The sequence below is a fragment of the Streptomyces olivaceus genome, from assembly GCF_000721235.1.
Taxonomy (GTDB): Bacteria; Actinomycetota; Actinomycetes; order Streptomycetales; family Streptomycetaceae; genus Streptomyces; species Streptomyces olivaceus.
Genome location: NZ_JOFH01000002.1, coordinates 300,344 through 317,210 on the forward strand (window position 1 = coordinate 300,344; position 16,867 = coordinate 317,210).

General features: G+C 72.1%; 19 protein-coding genes. 10 read left to right on the forward strand and 9 right to left on the reverse strand.

Annotated elements, in window-relative coordinates:
• Positions 1–3: 3 nt before the first annotated feature.
• On the reverse strand, positions 4–609 hold the full coding sequence (locus IG94_RS0104245) for a TetR/AcrR family transcriptional regulator (protein WP_031031191.1): 606 nt from the start codon (positions 607–609) through the stop codon (positions 4–6).
• Between the two features lie 115 nt (positions 610–724).
• Here IG94_RS0104245 and IG94_RS0104250 point away from each other — a divergent pair, with 115 nt between their 5' ends.
• Complete coding sequence (locus IG94_RS0104250; protein WP_031031195.1) at positions 725–1,744, forward strand: aldo/keto reductase; 1,020 nt, start codon at positions 725–727, stop codon at positions 1,742–1,744.
• Positions 1,745–1,773: 29 nt separating this feature from the next.
• On the opposite strand, the gene IG94_RS0104255 is transcribed toward IG94_RS0104250, so the two are convergent.
• Entirely contained in the window at positions 1,774–2,355 is a 582-nt protein-coding gene (locus tag IG94_RS0104255; RefSeq protein ID WP_031031198.1) for a hypothetical protein, read from the reverse strand.
• A 210-nt stretch (positions 2,356–2,565) separates the two neighbouring features.
• A complete protein-coding gene (locus IG94_RS0104260; protein ID WP_031031200.1) occupies positions 2,566–3,393 on the reverse strand; it encodes a helix-turn-helix transcriptional regulator in 828 nt (275 codons plus the stop codon).
• Positions 3,394–3,556: 163 nt separating this feature from the next.
• Here IG94_RS0104260 and IG94_RS0104265 point away from each other — a divergent pair, with 163 nt between their 5' ends.
• Both IG94_RS0104265 and IG94_RS0104270 read left to right on the forward strand, forming a co-directional pair.
• Positions 3,557–3,757, forward strand: coding sequence for a hypothetical protein (locus IG94_RS0104265; protein ID WP_052410547.1), 201 nt, complete (start codon positions 3,557–3,559; stop codon positions 3,755–3,757).
• Positions 3,757–4,599: an NAD(P)H-binding protein gene (locus tag IG94_RS0104270; RefSeq protein WP_031031203.1), complete on the forward strand. Its 843-nt coding sequence runs from the start codon at positions 3,757–3,759 to the stop codon at positions 4,597–4,599. Before IG94_RS0104265 ends, IG94_RS0104270 begins: the two co-directional genes overlap by 1 nt.
• 75 nt (positions 4,600–4,674) lie before the next feature.
• On the opposite strand, the gene IG94_RS0104275 is transcribed toward IG94_RS0104270, so the two are convergent.
• The 4 genes from IG94_RS0104275 to IG94_RS0104290 form a co-directional block, all read right to left on the reverse strand.
• Entirely contained in the window at positions 4,675–5,607 is a 933-nt protein-coding gene (locus IG94_RS0104275; protein ID WP_031031205.1) for an MBL fold metallo-hydrolase, read from the reverse strand.
• The gene (locus tag IG94_RS0104280) at positions 5,604–6,365 is read right to left on the reverse strand and encodes a TetR/AcrR family transcriptional regulator (RefSeq protein ID WP_078892155.1); all 762 of its coding nucleotides are present in this window, start codon (positions 6,363–6,365) and stop codon (positions 5,604–5,606) included. The genes IG94_RS0104275 and IG94_RS0104280 overlap by 4 nt, the downstream gene beginning before the upstream one ends.
• Before the next feature lie 183 nt (positions 6,366–6,548).
• Positions 6,549–7,685 (reverse strand): alpha/beta fold hydrolase, encoded by a 1,137-nt coding sequence (locus tag IG94_RS0104285; RefSeq protein ID WP_157852211.1) that lies wholly within the window; start codon positions 7,683–7,685, stop codon positions 6,549–6,551.
• Between the two features lie 41 nt (positions 7,686–7,726).
• Positions 7,727–8,440, reverse strand: coding sequence for a TetR/AcrR family transcriptional regulator (locus tag IG94_RS0104290; protein WP_031031209.1), 714 nt, complete (start codon positions 8,438–8,440; stop codon positions 7,727–7,729).
• 242 nt (positions 8,441–8,682) lie between these two features.
• Between IG94_RS0104290 and IG94_RS0104295 the strand changes: the two genes are divergently transcribed.
• From IG94_RS0104295 to IG94_RS0104315, 5 genes are all read left to right on the forward strand, one after another.
• Positions 8,683–9,486, forward strand: a complete 804-nt coding sequence (locus tag IG94_RS0104295) for a nucleotidyltransferase domain-containing protein (protein ID WP_052410548.1) — start codon at positions 8,683–8,685, stop codon at positions 9,484–9,486.
• Between the two features lie 193 nt (positions 9,487–9,679).
• Positions 9,680–11,539, forward strand: a complete 1,860-nt coding sequence (locus IG94_RS0104300) for an FUSC family protein (protein ID WP_031031212.1) — start codon at positions 9,680–9,682, stop codon at positions 11,537–11,539.
• Positions 11,539–12,930: an amidohydrolase gene (locus tag IG94_RS0104305; protein ID WP_031031213.1), complete on the forward strand. Its 1,392-nt coding sequence runs from the start codon at positions 11,539–11,541 to the stop codon at positions 12,928–12,930. The genes IG94_RS0104300 and IG94_RS0104305 overlap by 1 nt, the downstream gene beginning before the upstream one ends.
• Positions 12,931–13,076: 146 nt before the next feature.
• Positions 13,077–13,766, forward strand: a complete 690-nt coding sequence (locus IG94_RS0104310; RefSeq protein WP_031031216.1) for a DUF899 domain-containing protein — start codon at positions 13,077–13,079, stop codon at positions 13,764–13,766.
• Positions 13,767–13,916: 150 nt separating this feature from the next.
• Complete coding sequence (locus IG94_RS0104315; protein ID WP_031031220.1) at positions 13,917–14,102, forward strand: hypothetical protein; 186 nt, start codon at positions 13,917–13,919, stop codon at positions 14,100–14,102.
• Positions 14,103–14,108: 6 nt separating this feature from the next.
• On the opposite strand, the gene IG94_RS0104320 is transcribed toward IG94_RS0104315, so the two are convergent.
• A complete protein-coding gene (locus tag IG94_RS0104320) occupies positions 14,109–14,543 on the reverse strand; it encodes a hypothetical protein (RefSeq protein WP_031031221.1) in 435 nt (144 codons plus the stop codon).
• On the reverse strand, positions 14,540–15,190 hold the full coding sequence (locus IG94_RS0104325; protein WP_031031225.1) for an ATP-binding protein: 651 nt from the start codon (positions 15,188–15,190) through the stop codon (positions 14,540–14,542). The genes IG94_RS0104320 and IG94_RS0104325 overlap by 4 nt, the downstream gene beginning before the upstream one ends.
• Positions 15,191–15,579: 389 nt before the next feature.
• Between IG94_RS0104325 and IG94_RS0104330 the strand changes: the two genes are divergently transcribed.
• Positions 15,580–16,440, forward strand: a complete 861-nt coding sequence (locus tag IG94_RS0104330; protein ID WP_031031227.1) for a helix-turn-helix domain-containing protein — start codon at positions 15,580–15,582, stop codon at positions 16,438–16,440.
• Entirely contained in the window at positions 16,441–16,716 is a 276-nt protein-coding gene (locus IG94_RS0104335; protein ID WP_031031229.1) for a DUF397 domain-containing protein, read from the forward strand.
• Positions 16,717–16,867 lie beyond the last annotated feature (151 nt).

Here is a 16,867-nt window from a genome sequence, read left to right on the forward strand (position 1 = left end):
CGGTCAGCCGCCGTGCGCCGGTCGCCGCCCGCCCCCGAGGAGGCCGTCGGCGAACACGGCGACCATCCGCCGGGGTTCGTACCCCGGCCGCTCCACCGGCACGGGCATGCACAGGTTGGCGACGGCGTAGAGCACGTCGTCGGCGCTGACGTCGTCGCGGACGACACCGGCGGCCACGGCGGAGTCGAGCAGCGCGGCGAGCGCGGGCCCGACCTTGGCCAGGAAGTAGCCGGGCAGTTCCTTGTAGGCGGGGTCCCCGGAGTGCAGGGCGGGGGCGAGCCCGCGCTTGCTCCCCAGGAACGTGGCGTACTGGCGCAGCCACTCCTTGAGAGCGTCGCCCGGCTCCTCCTCGGCGCCGAGCCGGGCGCCCAGCGCGGCGATGGCGTCGATCCCGCTCTCCACGACGGCCTTGACCAGGTCCGAGCGCAGCGGGAAGTGCCGGTAGAGGGTGCCCACGCCCACCCCCGCGAGGTCGGCGATCTCCTTGGCGGGCGCGTCCACGCCGGTGGTGTCGAAGACCGTGCGAGCGGCGTCGACGAGGGCGTGGAGGTTGCGCTGCGCGTCGACACGCCGGCGGCGCCCTCCCGGGGCTGGGGACGAATCGGTCATGGTGACTCCAGTTGCGTATCCGGAAAGGCTTTCCGTATCTTGTTCCGGAAAGCCCTTCCGTTTCTCTCAGTCTACGGTGCCGGGCGGCACCGGGCTGCCCTCTGGAGGATCTCTCATGCAGTACCGCACTCTCGGCCGCACCGGGATCAAGGTCAGCCCCTATGCGCTCGGCACCCTGATGTTCGCCACCCGCATGGGCAACGAACCCGAGGAGTCGGCCCGCATCATCCACCGGGCGCTGGACGCGGGGATCAACTTCCTCGACACCGCCGACGCGTACGCCGACTCCGAGGAGGTCGTCGGCAAGGCCATCGAGGGGCGCCGCGACAACGTCGTCCTCGCGACGAAGTTCGGCCGGCCGGTGGGTGAGGACCCCAACCAGCGCGGCACCTCCCGGCGCTGGATCGTGAAGGCCGTCGAGGACTCCCTGCGCCGGCTGCGGATGGACCACATCGACGTCTATCAGATTCACCGCCTGGACCCCTCCACCGACTTCGAGGAGACGCTCTCCGCGCTCACCGACCTGGTCCGCAGCGGCAAGGTCCGCGCCGTCGGGTCCTCCAACACGCCCGCCTCCGAGATGGTCGAGGCCCAGTGGGTGGCGGAGCGCCGCAACCTGGAACGCTTCCGCACCGAACAGCCGCCCTACTCCCTGCTCAACCGCGGCATCGAGCGCGAGGTCCTGCCCGTCGCCCAGCGCCACGGCATGGGCGTCCTGGTCTGGGGACCGCTCGCCCAGGGCATGCTCACCGGCCGTGTGCGCAGGAACCAGGAGAACCCCCTCCTCCGCGCCGGCCTCGCCCGGCACCTCACCGACGAACGCCGCATCGACGTCGTCGAACGGCTCATTCCGCTCGCCGAGGAGGCGGGCCTGCCGCTGACCCACCTCGCCCTGGCCTTCACCATCGCCCACCCCGGCGTCACCAGCGCCCTGGTCGGCGCCCGCACGGCGGCCCACCTCGACGACCTCGTCGCCGCCTTCGACGTCCGCCTCGACGACGACCTGCTCGCACGGATCGACGAGATCGTGCCTCCCGGCACCGACGTCACCGCGCTCGACCAGGACTACCGGCCGCCCGCTCTCCTCGACCCCCACCTGCGCCGCCGCCCGGCGACGGAGCGCGCCGCGGCCTGACTTCAGCACCCGCGGATCGCGGGCGGAACCTATTGACCGAGGTCGGGAAGCTCGTGCCCGCACACCTTCTCGGCCGCCTTCCGCCCGGCGTCCCACTGCCTCTCCGTCGGCCCGAAGTCGATGACGTAGCCGGCCCGGGGCTCGTTCTCCGCGATGTAACGCCCCACCGCGGTGCCGGCGCCCGCCCACTTCGTCAGGGCCGACCGCAGTTCCCCGTGGGCCCGCGGTGCGATCAGGCGCAGCTCGGCGGCGAAGTTCCGGTAGGTCGTCGCGGTGTCCGCCCGGACCACGGAGTCCTCCTCGTTCTCGTCGCCGAGGGCCAGGGCTCCGGCGATCAACTGGTTGCGGGCAGCCGTGTCCACCGTCCGGCAGACCTCGGCCGCGGGGCCGGCGACCGGGGACGCGGCAGCCGTCGCCGCGGACCCGGAACCCGACCGCGGGGGAGAGGGAGAAGGGGTGGGAGAGGTGGACGGGGCCGCCGACACCGGGGCCTCCTCCCGCTCCTGCGCGACCCGTTCGGAGGGGCGGGAGGAGGACTGGTCGGAGCACCCGCTCAGGGCGAGCACCAGCACCGCGGGCGCGGCGAGCGCCGCAGTGAACGACTTGCGCATGGATCGCCTTCCGTCGCCTGTGATCCGCTCCCACGAGTACAGGCCCGCCGGCCGTTGTTCAGCAGCCCCGTCGCCCGTCTGAACAACTCCCGTGGTTCCTGGGCACGGATGGTGTGGTCGCGGGTGGGAACCCGGGCTGAACCCACTGGGCGCCGCCTTGCGTAGCGCCTGCACAGGGGTGGCGTCGGCAGTCGTCCAGGGAAAGGGCAGTCAAAGGCACTTCAGCGCGGCAGCGCTGGGGCTGCCGGCTTGAGCCGTGTACATCATCAAGGAGAAATCCGAGCCGGGCAGGCTGAGGGTGTGGCGGTCGAGCTCCAGCTCGCCCAGCGTCGGGTGGCGCAGGATTTTTCGCAGGCTGGGCACGGGGCGCACATCGTGGCGACGCCAGCTGTTCGCAAAATCCGGATCGTGGGTCGCGAACTCGTTGATCAGCCCTGCGAGCACGCTGTCTCGGGGGCGCCGAACGCTGGCTGCGCGCAATTGAGCTGCTGCCTGCCGTGAGAAATCCGTCTCCGAACCGGGCGCGCCGGTGCAGAGAGTGTCACGGAATCTCGCCGAAAGGCGCGTGAGGTTGCGCTCGTCAGGGGTGAGTCGAGAGAAGTCCGTGATCAGTGCCGCGGCCGCCGCGTTCCAGGCGACGATGTCCTGCCGGTCGTTGGCAATGTAGGCGGGAATGCCGTCCAGTCTGCCGAGTAGCTCCTGGACATCCTCGGGCACACGCTCCGACGCGCCGTCGTTCTCCGCCGGCAGGACCTGACCGGCCAGGCGGGCCAGATGGTCACGCTCGGCTTCAGTGAGCTGGAGAGCCGTCGCCAGCGCGGACAGCACCTGCGGTGAGGGCCGGGGCGCCCGTGCCTGTTCCAGCCGTTCGTAGTAACTCACCGACACCTGGGCCAGGGCGGCCACCTCTTCGCGGCGGAGTCCGGGCGTGCGCCGGGCACGCGGGCTCGGCGGACGTGTCGCTCCGGCCTGCGGGTCCCCCGGTCGCAGGCCCTCGCGGCGGCGGCGTAGGAAGTCTGCGAGCCCCTCACTACTCACTCTTCCATGCTGCCACAGGCAGGGACGGACGAGCCTCGCACTGCTGGTCCGGGGTTGAGCTGTCCGTTCCGCATGCCCGCATCCGCTGTGCATGGTGGCCCGGTCGGTTTGTCGACCACGAGGAGAAGCAGTGTCCAGCACACCCGAGGGAACATTTCGCCGAATGATCGACCTGATGCCGGCCAAAGCCATGAACGCCGCCGCAGATCTGTGGGCGCCGGACGGAACAGTGGAGTGGACGGCCGCCGGCCGCACCGCGGCCACCTCACGGCCCCACCGCCTGGACCACTTCGTCGTTCTCACGGTCCGCGACGGGCTGATCGACTCGCTCGAGATCGACTCGGCCGACGGGAAGGGCGCCTGATGCCCGGAGTGCTCGTGACCGGAGGAACCGGCAGGACCGGCAAGGCGCTGGTGCGCATGCTCCGCGACGCCGGCGTGCGGGCTCGGGCCGCCAGCCGGAACCCGGCCGCAGCCGATCCCGACGCGATCCGCTTCGACTGGAGCGACCCGGCCACACATGGACCCGCGCTCGAAGGGACGGACCGGGTCTTCCTGCTTGCACCGGTGGAGAGTGTGGACCCGCTGCCACTGGTCGAACCCTTCCTGTACCGAGCGCAGCGGGCCGGCGTCCGGCGCCTCGTGATGCTCGGCTCAGCCATTGTGCTGCCCGGCGCACCGAGCGCCGTGGAGTTGGCCGCTCTGGTTCGGGCCCGGCCCGGGGGTGTTGTACTCCGCGCGTCGGGCTTCATGCAGAACTTCCTGCGCCCGCACCCACTGGCCGAGCGCATCCGTCGACTCGGTGAGATCCGCACCGCGGCCGGCGACGGCGCACTGGCGTGGGTCGACGCGCGGGACATCGCTGCCAGTGCTGCCGCGCTCCTGGCTGACCCGGGCACGGACGCTCGAAGCGATTACCTGATCACCGGTCCGCGCGGTATGAGTTATCCGCAGGCCGCGCAGATCATCACCGCGCAGACCGGCAGACGGGTTCGTGTGGAGCGTATTACGGAGGAGGAACAGGCTGCCGCCTACCGTGCCTCCGGAATGCCGGCGGAGTTCGCGGACGCCCTCGCAGCCGTCGAGCGCGGAATCCAGGAGGGACGCGAAGACCGGGTCAGCACCGCGGTGCTCGAACTGACCGGCCGTCCGCCGCGCGGCTTTGCCGAGTTCGTCTCCGACCACGCGCACGAGTGGACGCGGTAGTGCCGGAACGGCCGTTTCGGCTTCTTCGCCCCGTCACCCGGTCCGGCCTTCGGGCCGGCTTGTCGCCCACCGGGATCAGCCGCGGGGGAACGCCGCCCATTCGGTGAGGGCGAAGCCGTCGCCCTCGTGCCGGACTTCGGCGGCTCCGTGGCCCGGCCAGTGGGCCGGGACGACGAGTTCACGCAGTTCGGCGGCGCGGGAGAGGTAGGAAGCGCGGGTCCTGGCCGCGAGCTGGGGGTCGTCGCAGAAGCAACTGTTCCACCGGGGTTCGAGGACTTGGACGGGACTGTGCACCAGGTCCCCGACGAAGACGGCGCGGTCCGTGCCCGATCGCAAGGTGACGACGGACGACCCCGGGGTGTGGCCCGGTGCGGCCTCTAGCCGCAGGTTGCCGTCGATGCGGTGGGCGCCCTCCCACAGCACTGCCTGGCCGGCTCGGTGGATGGGGGCGATGCTGTCGTTGAACACGAGCTTGCTGCCCTCCCACCGGACGCGTTCGTGCTCGTCGCGCGGCGCCCGGCTGCGGCGGGCGCCCTCCGGGTCGAAGTACAGGTTGTCGGCGCGGGGGATCAGGTACGTGGCGTTGGGGAAGGTGGGGACCCATTCGCCGTCGCGCGACTCGGTGTTCCAGCCGACGTGGTCGTAGTGGATGTGCGTGTTGACGACGAGGTCGACGTCTTCGGGCGCGACGCCGGCCGCGCGCAGGCGGGCGAGGAAGTCTGTCTGCAACCCGGCGAACTGCGGAACCTGCGGGCGCTCCCGGCCGTTCCCGACGCCGGTGTCCAGCAGAATGGTCTTGCCCTCGCTGCGCAGCACCCAGGTCTGGATGTGACAGCGGTAGGCGTCATCGGCCGGGGTCCAGAAGTCCGGTTCCAGCCAGTCCCGGTTGCGGCGCCATGTCTCCTCGTCGCTGTCCGGAACGATGAAGCGGGCGGTGCGGATGGGGCCGGACCACTCGATGACGCGGGTGATCTCGACGTCGCCGAGGGTAATGCTGTCTGCGGTCATGACAGGTCCTTGAGAGTGGGTGGGGCGGACACCGCGTCGGGCACCGAGGCGACCGCCGCGCGGCGGTCGGGTCGGGCACGTCGCGCCGGAGCGTCAGCCGCGGGCGCGTAGCGGGACAGGAAGGTGAGTACCGCTTCCTCGATCACCACCTCCGAGGAGGCCTGATCGACATACTCCGCTTCGAAGGCCATGACCCTCGGCCAGACGAGGAACTCCTGGACAAGGCCCATGAACTGGCGCGCCGCCAGGTGGGTGTCCGGGCAGCGCAGGCGGTCGCTGCGGACCAGGCTGTCGAGGCAGGCGGTGAACGCGGCCACTACCGGGCCCTTCCCGAGCCGGTAGAACTCGTCCGCGATCCACGGCAGGCGGGCGGACTCGGTCACCACAAGCTGGGCGAAACGGATCTGGTCCGTCTCGGTGGCGAAGCGCCGGAGTGACTGCGCGAACCCTCGCAGGACCTGCTCGGCGCTCGCGTCGGGGTCGCACTCGGCGATCCGCGGGTCCGGGCCGGCGAACGCCGACCAGTGATGGCGGACCATCTCACGGAAGACCCTCTCCTTCGACCCGAACCGGTTGTAGACGGTCTGTCGTGAGACCCCGGCGCGCTCGGCGATCCGCTCCAGGTTGACTCCGTCGTAGCGGTCGGCGAGGAAGAGTTCCTTCGCCGCGGCGAGGATCTTCTCCTCGGAGGCGGGCCTGCGCCCGCCACGCTCCCCGGACCGGGCCCTCGGCCGGTCCGCGCTCGGCTGTCCGGCCATCTCGTCCCGCTCCTCGCTCGAATGTCAGGGTCCCGCCGGCCGACCGTAGGACGGTCGCCGTCCACGCCGGGTCCGTCCTCCCTCGGGCCGCATCCTAGACTTTACAGTACAGTCTAACTCCACATCGCATTGCTCCAGGAGCAATGCGGTGACCAGGTAATACATCGCAGGGACGGCCGGGGCCTAGGGCATCGCGTCCCTGATCCACTGGAGGATCGCCGCGTTCGTCCGGGGTGCGCTCTCGTGCAGCTGCACGTTGTGGCCACTGTCGGGCACGACGATGGCCTCGAGGTCGGCCCGTTCGGAGTAGTACGGCCCCTCATGGGCCAGCATCGACTCGCGGGTGCAGGTGCCGGTGGTGCAGTACTGGTCCTTGTCACCGACGACCAGAAGGGTCGGCACCTTGATCGAACGGGAGGGGGACTGCGCCGGCGGAAGATTCGCGCCCTCCGAGTCCGCCGCGGTGCTCACGTCCTTGAACCGCTCGTCGGCCTCGATGACGGCCGGGTCGGTGGCGGGGGCGTAGTAGAAGAACTGCCGCATGCCGGCGTTCGTCGTCCAGTAACCGGGGTCGTTGATCCTGCCGTGGAACTTGGGGTCGTCCATGGCCCTGATCTCGAACGGGACGTCTTCTCCGGGGCCCCCGCCGGACGGGTCCTCGTCCCGGACGACATGGCTCATGCCGGTGAGCACGAAGGCGTCGATGTCGCCGTCGTACTTCTCCGCCTGGGCCCAGGCCATCGACGAGCCCAGAGAATGACCGACCCACACGACCTTGTCGAACGTGCGGTTCCTAATCCCACCGCCGCGCAGCTTGGCGACCACCTGGTGGATCGCCTCGGTTCCGGAGTCGAGGGTGTAGAGCGAGCTGGGCGGCAGGGTGCTCCTGCCCGTAGCGAGCCGGTCGATGTCGAACGTGGAGAAGCCGGCGTCGAGAGCCTTTGAGACGTACGAGTAGCGGGACGACTTCACCGGCATGTCGTAGTAGGTGTGGTTGTAGGTGGAGCCCGGCACCAGCAGTTGAACGGTCCTGCTCGTGGCGGTGCCGTGACGCGGCTGACACAACTGCCCGTAGATGTGTGCCTTGCCGATCTTCTCGACCGATACCGGCACGCGGGCCTCGTAGCAGGCTGCGCCGGGGTGCCTGCTGCGCACGTCGCTCGTGGCGTTCCGTGTGAGGGCGGCGGAAGCGTGCGCGGGCGGTTCGTCCTGCGCGGCGGCGTTCACCGGCAGGGCCGCCCCGGCCGAGGCGAACGCCGCCAGTGCGAGGGCGAGTGCCCCGGCCTTCGTCTTAGCGCCGCGGCACGAGAGTGCGTTCATGTTCATCCTCCAGGGGGTCCGGAAAGGAATCAGTAAGGGCTTCATCCGGCCGTACCGCCGGGCCGGCTCAGACCGGCGAGGCCGTCGAGCACGATCGCGATACCCGTGAGGAACTGCTCCCGGTCGTCGTGCCGGCTCATCTGGCCGACGACGGCGTGCATGAACGGGTACTCCTCCGGGTCGAGTTCCTGCCACGCCGTCGCCGCCGCGCCGAAGAACTCCTCACGCTCGGGCTCGATGCCCGGGGTATCCGCGTCGGTACGCGCGTTCTGGCTGATCGCACCGAGGATGTAGTGCACGAGCGTCGAGGCGGCGTCGAACCAGGAACCCCGCGGCACGCCCAGCGAGCCCATCTGCCGGCCGATCCTCTCGAAGATCTCCACGGTCACCGGGCCGACCGGATTCCGCACGAGCTGGAGGGTCAGCCGGGTGGCGAGCCACGGATGGTCGGCGATCGCGTCGAACAGCGCCAGCGCTACGCGGCGGACCTCGTCGCCGGGGGTGGTCGCTCCTCCGTCGGGCCCGGCCGTCAAAGCCCCGGTGACCACCTCTTCCGTGACCGCGTCCAGCAGTTCGTCGCGCGTACCCACCTGGTAGTAGATCGCCCCGGAGCCGGTCGCCAGGCGCTCGGTCAGTGCCCGAACGGTCAGAGCACCCTCCCCACCCGTGTCCAGCAGTTCGAGCGCGGTCGCGACGATCTGCTGCCGGGACAGCACCTGGTTACGCCGTCGCGGACGGCTGCTACGCGTTGCCATGGCGCCAGCGTGACACGTTTGGAGCGTCAATCCAAGTTGGTGCAATGTTCCAATGTGGGTGACTGGTCCGGAACAGGCTTTGGCCCGGCTCTGCCGGGCTCCGCGCTGCAGTCCCCGGCCGAGGTCCTGGCACTCTGTCCGTCAGAGAACGAGCAGCGACACCAGGATCGATCCCCTACGGAGTCGAGCCGGGCTTCCGGGCGTCCGCCAAGCCCGGCCCGCCCCACCGACAGGAGTCCTTCATGCCCGCGCCCGCCCGCACGGACCAGGCGTTCCTCGACACCACCGCCGACCGGCTCGCCGCGCTGCCCGCGGTCCGGGCGGTCACGCTGGGGGGTTCCCGGGCCCGGGGCACCCATGGGCCGGAAAGCGACTGGGACCTGGCGGTCTACTACCGCGGAGCCTTCGACCCCGACTCCCTCCGCGCCGTCGGCTGGCCGGGAGAGGTCTCGGAGATCGGCGCGTGGGGCGGCGGCGTCTTCAACGGCGGCGCCTGGCTGACGATCGACGAGCGCCGGGTCGACGTGCACTACCGCGACCTCGACCTGGTCGAGCACGAGCTGGTGGAGGCGGAGGAGGGCCGCTTCGGCGTCGAGCCGCTGATGTTTCACCTGGCGGGCATCCCCACGTACCTCGTCGTCGCGGAACTGGCGATCAACGAGGTGCTGCGCGGTGAACTGCCCCGTCCCGCCTACCCGCAGGCCCTGCGCGTCACCGCTCCCGCACGCTGGTACGGCGCGGCCACCGCCACCCTCGCCTACGCCGAGGCCGGCCACGCTCCCAGAGGCGCCGTCACCCAGGTCGCCGGCGCCCTCGCCGTCGCCACGACCCAGACGGCACACGCGGTACTGGCGGCGCGGGGGGAGTGGGTGACGAACGAGAAGGGGCTGGTCGAGCGGGCGGGGCTGGCCGGGGTCGATGCGCTGGTGGCCGGGCTGACACCCGAGCCGCGGTCCCTGGCGCACTCGGTCGCGCGGGCCGCGGAACTGCTGGCCGCCGCCATGGAGCCGGTGTGCACCGGAGGCCGCCACGGGGGCGCAGCGTGACCGGACGGCCGCCTCCGCCCGGGTGCGTGCACCGGATCACCGCGCGTGTCCACGCCGGATCACGGGGTACCGGCTCGCCCGGCGCCGTACGCTGTCCCGACGCCGTACGCTTGACAGCGCACCGCCCAGCCCGGCCACCGTCGCCCGAAGGCTCCCCACCGCCCTCGACCCGGACGACCGGAGGCCGCGCCCCTTGTTCACCGACGCCGCCCGCGCGCTCCCGCCCTGGCTCACCCACGCCCTGAACGCCCAGCGCGGCCCCGTGCCGTGGAACGCGGTGGTCCGGGGCGCGCTGGCCGGCGGGCCGTTGCTGATCGCGGCCCTGGCCGCCGGGCGGACCTCGCTGGGGGTCGTCGCCGCCATCGCCGCCATGCTGGCCGGCATCAACGACCGGCCGGGCAGCCGCCGCACCTCCGTGGGGCGGATCGGCGTACCCGCGCTCGCCGGAGCGGCCGGGCTGCTCGTCGGGACGTACGCCGGGCCGCACCTCGGGGCCGTCGCGCTGACCCTCGTACTGACCGGCCTCGGGCTGGTCGCCGGGAGTGTCAGTGCCGTCGGACCGGTGGCGTCGGCAGCCGGGACGCAGCTGCTGGTCGGCAGCGCGGTGGGCGCCGGGATGCCGCTGCCCGACCCCGGATGGCAGAGCGTGCTGGCCTTCCTCTCCGGTGCCGGCTGGCTGCTCCTGCTGCGCCTCGTGCTGCCCACGCCCGGGTTCGCCGCCGGAGATCTGCGTATCGACTTCCGCTTCGACGGGGAACGGGCGGCCGTCGCCGACGTCTACGAGGCCGTCGCCGCACTGCTGGAGGCGGTCGGCACGGGGGACGCCGTCGCGCGGAGGGCCGGGCTCACCGCCGCCCTCGACCAGGCTCAGGACGCGCTGGCCGGGCCCCGCCTGCGGCGTCGCGCCTCGACCGCGGCCGAGCGGCGGCTGCACGCCCAGTACGCCGCCGCCCTGCCGCTGGGCGAGGCGGCGACCGCGCTGGCGTGGGCGGAGCAGGCCGTGCCCGCCCGGGCCGCCGAAGGGCCCCGGCGGCTCGCGGCGGCCGTCCGCGGCAACACCTCCGCGGGACCGCTGCCCGCGCCCAGCCGGACCGACCCCGCCCTGCGCGCCCTGGACGACGCGCTGCTGCACGCCGCGGAGGCCTTCGACCGGGGCAGGGGCCGGGACCTGCACACGCGCCGGCGCTCCGCCCGCGCGCTGACCCGGTCCGTCCTCGGCGCCGGCGGACGGGAGTACGGGCTGCGGGTCGGGCTGTGCTTCGGCGCCAGTGCCGCCGTCGCCCAGGCGCTGCACCACGGCCACTGGTACGGCTCCCACCAGCACTGGTACTGGATGCCCGCCACCGCCATCTTCCTCGTCAAGCCCGACCTCGGGCCGCTGGCGTCCCGGGTGCTGAACCGTGCGGCCGGGACCGTGCTCGGGGCGCTGCTGTTCGCCGGGTTCGCGGCCGTGCTGCCCCGGCCGGAGGGGCTCGTCGCCCTCGTCGCCGTGTGCGGCGCCCTGGTGCCGGTCGCCGCCCGGCACTTCGCCGCCCAGACCACCGTCGTCACCGTCCTCGTCCTGGCCCTGGTCATGGTGGGCGGCGAACCGCAGGCCTCCGCGGGGCGGATCGGGGAGACGCTGCTGGCCTGCGCGATCGTGCTGGTCGCGGGGCACCTGCCGTTGCCGGGCCAGCGGGGCGGCGCGGGCGTCCGGGCCGGCATCGACGCCGCGGACGCCGCGGCGCACGCCTACCTCGCACACGTACTGAGCGAGTCCGGCGACCGTGCCACCCGGTGGACGCTGCGCCGCGAGGCCTACCGCACGCTCGCCCAGGCCCGCGCCGCGATCGCCCGCGCCGGTGCCGAACTCCCCGCCCTCGCCCGGCACTCCGCCGGAACGGACGAGGTCGCCGCGGTGCTCGAACGGCTCGTCGACACCACCACCGCGTGCGCCGTGCACCTCGACGACAGCGGCCGGCTCACCCCCCGCCACACCGAACGGCTCGCCGCCCTGCGGAACGAACTCGACGAACGGCGCGGGCGCGTGGGCGGACGCCGTACGTTGACGTGATGACGCCCACACCCCATGAGAAGCCGAAGCCCGGCGCTGCCCGCGGCGAACCCGCCGACCTCGTCGTCACCGGCTGCACCGTCCTCGTCCACGACGAGCGGGAACGGATCGGGTTCGAGCAGGACGCGGCCGTCGTCGTGCGGGAGGGAGCCGTCGACGCCGTGACCACCGCCGCGGCCGGGGCCGCGGTACCCGCCGCCGAACGCATCGACGCGCGCGGCCAGGTCGCCCTCCCCGGCCTGATCAACTGCCACACGCACGCGCCCATGGCCGCCCTGCGCGGCCTCGCCGAGGACCTGCCCACCGAGGAGTGGTTCAACGACGTCGTCTGGCCCGTCGAGTCCAACCTCACGGCACGGGACGTCGTCCTGGGCACCCGGCTGGCCTGCGCCGAGATGATCCGCGCGGGGGTCACGACCTTCGCCGACAGCTACTTCCACATGGACTCCGTGGCCGCGGTCGTCGACCGGTGCGGGATGCGGGCCCAGCTGGGACAGGCCTACTTCTCCTCGCAGGGACCCGCAGGGCTGGAGGCGTCGGTCGAGTTCGCCCTGCGGCTCCGTGACGGGTCCGGCGGCCGGATCACCACCGCCCTCGCCCCGCACGCCCCTTACACCGTGACCGACGCCGATCTCGCCGAGACCGCGCGGCTCGCCCGCGCACACGGCCTGCCCGTGCACCTCCACGCCGCCGAGAACCTCGACCAGACCCACACCAGCCTCGCCCGGCACGGGGCCACCCCCATCGGGGTCCTGGAACGCACCGGCATCCTCGACACCGACGTGCTCATCGCGCACGGCACCGGCATCACCGACGCCGACCTGCCGCTCCTGGCGCGCGCGGGCGGCCGTACGGCGGTGGCGACCGCGCCCCGCGGCTACCTCAAGTTCGCCTGGCCCACCACCACACCCGTGCGCGCGCTCCGCGACATCGGCATCCCCGTCGGGCTCGCCACGGACGGCGCCGCCTCCAACAACTCGCTGGACGTGTGGGAGTCGATGGCGCTCACGTCCCTGATCCAGAAGTCCACCGAGGGCGACCCCCGCTGGCTCACCTCCCGCCAGGCACTCCACCACGCCACCGTGCAGAGCGCCCACGCGGTCGGGCTCGGGGACGCCGTCGGCCGGATCGCCCCGGGGCGGCGGGCCGACCTGATCCTCGTCGACCTCACCGGACCGCACACCCAGCCCGTGCACGACCTCGCCGCCACCCTGGTGCACAGCGCGCGCTCCGCCGACGTGCGCACGACGATCGTCGACGGGCGGGTCCTCATGCGCGACCGCGAGCTGCTCACCGTCGACGTGCCCGGGACGGTCCGGGAACTGGGAGAGCGGCTGCCGGCCCTGACCGACCGCGGCCACGGCCGGCGTATCCAGGAGTACGACACCTGAAAGGCCCTGGCCCAGGCCCTCCTGCGAAGAATTCTGCCGGGCAGCGATGAGTTCCGCCCCGCTCTTCGGTCACCACTCCGACGGCCCGCACCGCCGCGGACCGTCGCGCTCTCGGACCGGAGTACGTCGCACAGGAGGCTGGAGCCATGTCGCTGCCCGAAATCGTCACCCGCGCGGACTGGCGCGCGGCGCGCGAGGCCTTACTGGCCGAGGAGAAGGCGGCCACCCGCGCCCGTGACGCCCTCAACGCCGAACGGCGCGGACTGCCCATGGTGGAGATCGGCAAGGAGTACGTGTTCGAGGGCGGCGACGGCAAGGCGACGCTCCTCGACCTCTTCGAGAACCGCGATCAGCTCGTCGTCTACCACTTCATGTTCGCGCCCGAGTGGGAGGCCGGCTGCCGCAGCTGCTCGGCCTTCCTGGACCAGATCGGACACCTCGCGCACCTCAGGGCCCGCGGCACGTCGTTCGCGGCGGTCTCCCGGGCGCCGTATCCGAGGATCCTGCCGTTCAAGGCGCGGATGGGCTGGACCGTGCCCTGGTACTCGTCGTACGTCAGCGACTTCAACACCGACTTCGAGGTGACCCTGGAGCACGACGGAGAGCTGGTCGAGCGGCCGGGGCTCAGCTGCTTCCTGCGGGACCACGACCGGGTCTTCCACACCTACTCGACGTACGAGCGCGGTCTCGACGGGCTCGGCTCGACCACCAGCCTGCTCGACCTGACCGCGCTCGGTCGGCAGGAGGCGTGGGAGAGGCCCGAGGGGCGCGCGACGGCGCTCGGCGCGCCCGCGGGGAGTGCCGGGGTCCGGTACCACGACGAGTACGAGTACTGAGACGGAGCGGGGACGCCCGGACGGGTGAGCTGCGGCTCACGCTTTGCGGTGAACAGGTGTCAACAAGGTCTCAGTATCATCACCACGCGAGGCGTTCGCTCCATGGTTGGCGTTTGACTCTACGAGTACAGCGCTACATGGAGGTGCGGAGTGAACGGGCGAACGGTGCTCGAACGCTTTCCCGCCGGCGGACCGCGGGGATCCTGGCCGGCGGAGGAGTTCGCACAGGCGCGGCGTCTGGAGGGCCTGCCCGCCGAGGTGGTCATGGACCTGGCCTCGGACATGTTCCTGGTCGTCGTCCGCGGCGGTGAGACCGCGGGCGGCGCGGTGGCCTGAGCGTGGCTACGCGCTCACCGGCCGCGACCAGGTCGGCGTCGTGTCCGTCAGGCGGCACAGGGCCAGGTAGAGCGGAATGGGCGGCGTGTAGGGCACCGTGCCGTCCGGCCGGTGGATGAGGCGGGGCAGGCCGGGCGCGTCGGGCAGGACCGCACCGGCGGCGTACCGCGCGGGCGCGGGCCACTCCAGGGCGTAGTCGGAGTCGGACGGAACGATCCACCACCAGTGCGCCTCGTCGGCGTAGACGCACCCCACGCGTGGCAGCCGGGGCAGCACCAGGGGGCCCAGGCGGGCGGGCACCGCCACCGCGTCGCAGCCCAGCGGGGCCGTCATGCCGTCCGGCACGGGCAGCCGCAGGGGCGTGCCGGGGGCCCGTCGTCCGCGCTGGAGGCGGACCATCGTGTCCAGACCGAGCGTTCGGATGCCGGACGAAGCCCTCATAGCCATTCGGTCCCCGTTCCGCGGCGTGTCTGCCGGCTCACTCGGCGGTGTGACTCCGCCGTGTCCTCGTCGCCCGTGCCGTCGGCGGGGCCGGGCTTCGGGCGGGCGCCCCAGCCCAGGTCGGCGCGGGGTTCCGGCTGCTCGTGCGCCGCGTCGGCGCGACGCGGCAGCTCGGCCCAGACCAGCAGTCCGGGGCCCTGGTCGTGGGCCCCCCACGCGTCGCACAGGGCGTCGACGAGGAGCAGTCCTCTGCCGTGCTCGTCCTCGGGCTGCTGATCGTCCGAGGGGTGGGGCTGGCCCGGGGCGCAGCCCTCGTCGCGCACGGCTATGCGGACCTGGTCCGCGCCGTCGTGCAGCTCGCACACTATGTGGCGGCTCGCGGTGTGCACGATCGCGTTGGTCACCAGCTCGGAGACGACCAGGGCCGCTGTGTCGCAGGTGTCCTCGCACACCGCCCACCCGTTCAGCCGTGCTCGGGTCAGGCGTCTGGCCTGCGCGGGAGAACCCGGATGAGCGGCCAGCTCGAATCGAAACCGGCGCTCGGCGGAGGGCGGCCCCGAGGGGCCGGCTCCCATGGCGGCACCGAGGCCCAGGGAGCCCGCGGCGGCGTCTGTTCCTAAGGGCGCGGACGGAATCACGCTTGCCACTATCGCCCCGCCGTGCACACTTGGCAAGTGTCACTCTGAAAAATGCAGAGTGCGGTGTGACGTTCTGGATGGGCGTGGCACACTGCTCGCAACAGCACGTCGAGCGGCGCCACTTCGGATGGTCGAGTGCCTGCACAGGCTTTCGAGCGGTTCTTCGAATGGCGCCGCCGGGCTGTCCGCACCCGGACACGCCGGACTGTCCGCACAAGGACGCGCCGGGCTGTCCGTGTGCAGGGACAGCCAGGGCGGTCCGTGTGCGTGGACAGGCGGAGCGGTCCGCGTGCAGGGACAGGCAAGGCCGGTCCGTGTTCGGGCATGCCGGGCTGTCCGCGGACGAGCACAGGGACGCAGCGCCAGGGACTCTTCGGACTCTTATCAGGAGGTGGGCGGTGAGCGAGCCGCGGTCCGCGCCGACGGTCGGCCAGGTCGTACTCGGCCGACGCCTGCTGGACCTCCGGGAACGCGCCGGTCTCAAGCGGGAGGAGGCCGCCCGCATCCTGCGCGTCGCCCCCGCCACGGTCCGCCGCATGGAGATGGCCGAGGTCACCCTCAAGATCCCGTACCTCCAGCTCCTGCTGAAGGCCTACGGCGTCAGCGACGAGGAGGCCGAGGCGTTCGTCCAACTGGCCGAGGACGCCAACAAACCCGGCTGGTGGCAGCGCTTCCACGACATCCTTCCCGGCTGGTTCTCGCTGTACGTGAGCCTGGAGGGCGCGGCCGCCCTGATCCGCTCCTACGAGCCCCACTTCGTCCCCGGCGTGCTGCAGACCGAGGACTACGCGCGTGGTGTGCTCCGCTCGGGCGCCATCGGGCAGACCCGGCCCGACGACATCGAGCGCCACGTCGACCTGCGCATGCAACGCCAGGAACTGCTCACCCGCACAGACGCACCCCGGCTGTGGGTCGTGATGGACGAAACCGCGCTGCGCCGCCCCGTCGGGGGCCCGGAGGTGATGCGTGCCCAGATCGACCGGCTGCTCGAAGCCACGAAGCTGCCCAACGTGACGCTGCAGGTCGCGCCGTTCTCCGGCGGCCCGCACCCCGGTACGTACGGGCCCTTCGTGCTGTTCCGATTCGCCATGCCGGAACTCCCGGACATGGTCTACAGCGAGTACCTGACCGGCGCCGTCTACCTCGACGCGCGCGCCGAGGTGGCGACCCACCTCGAGGTCATGGACCGCATGGCGGCGCAGGCCGCCACGGCACATCGCACGAAGGAGATCCTCCGGGATTTCCGCAAGGAGCTGTGAATGAACCGCATCAAGCCCCAGCGCTCGCCACTGACCCGCGGCGAGCGGATCTACAACGGCATGCCCGCCCGGGAGCTGGGCAGCGAGGGCTGGCACAAGCCGTGGAGCGGCGGCAACGGAGGCAACTGCCTGGAGGCGATGAAGCTCGCCGACGGCCGGGTCGCCGTCCGGCAGTCCACCGACCCGGACGGGCCGGCCCTGATCTACACCTCGGCCGAGATGACAGCCTTCATCCAGGGAGCCAAGGCGGGAGAGGCGGACTTCCTGCTGTCCTGAGCACGCCCGTGTTGCTTGTTGATTCCTAAGCTGTTCGCACCGAAACCGTTGACACTGAAGCTGTTGGCACCGAGCTGATCCGATCACCCCGGCCCGCACGGCGGCCCCGCCGCCCGGACCGGGGTGACGTGCGTCCGGGACCGGCGCAGCC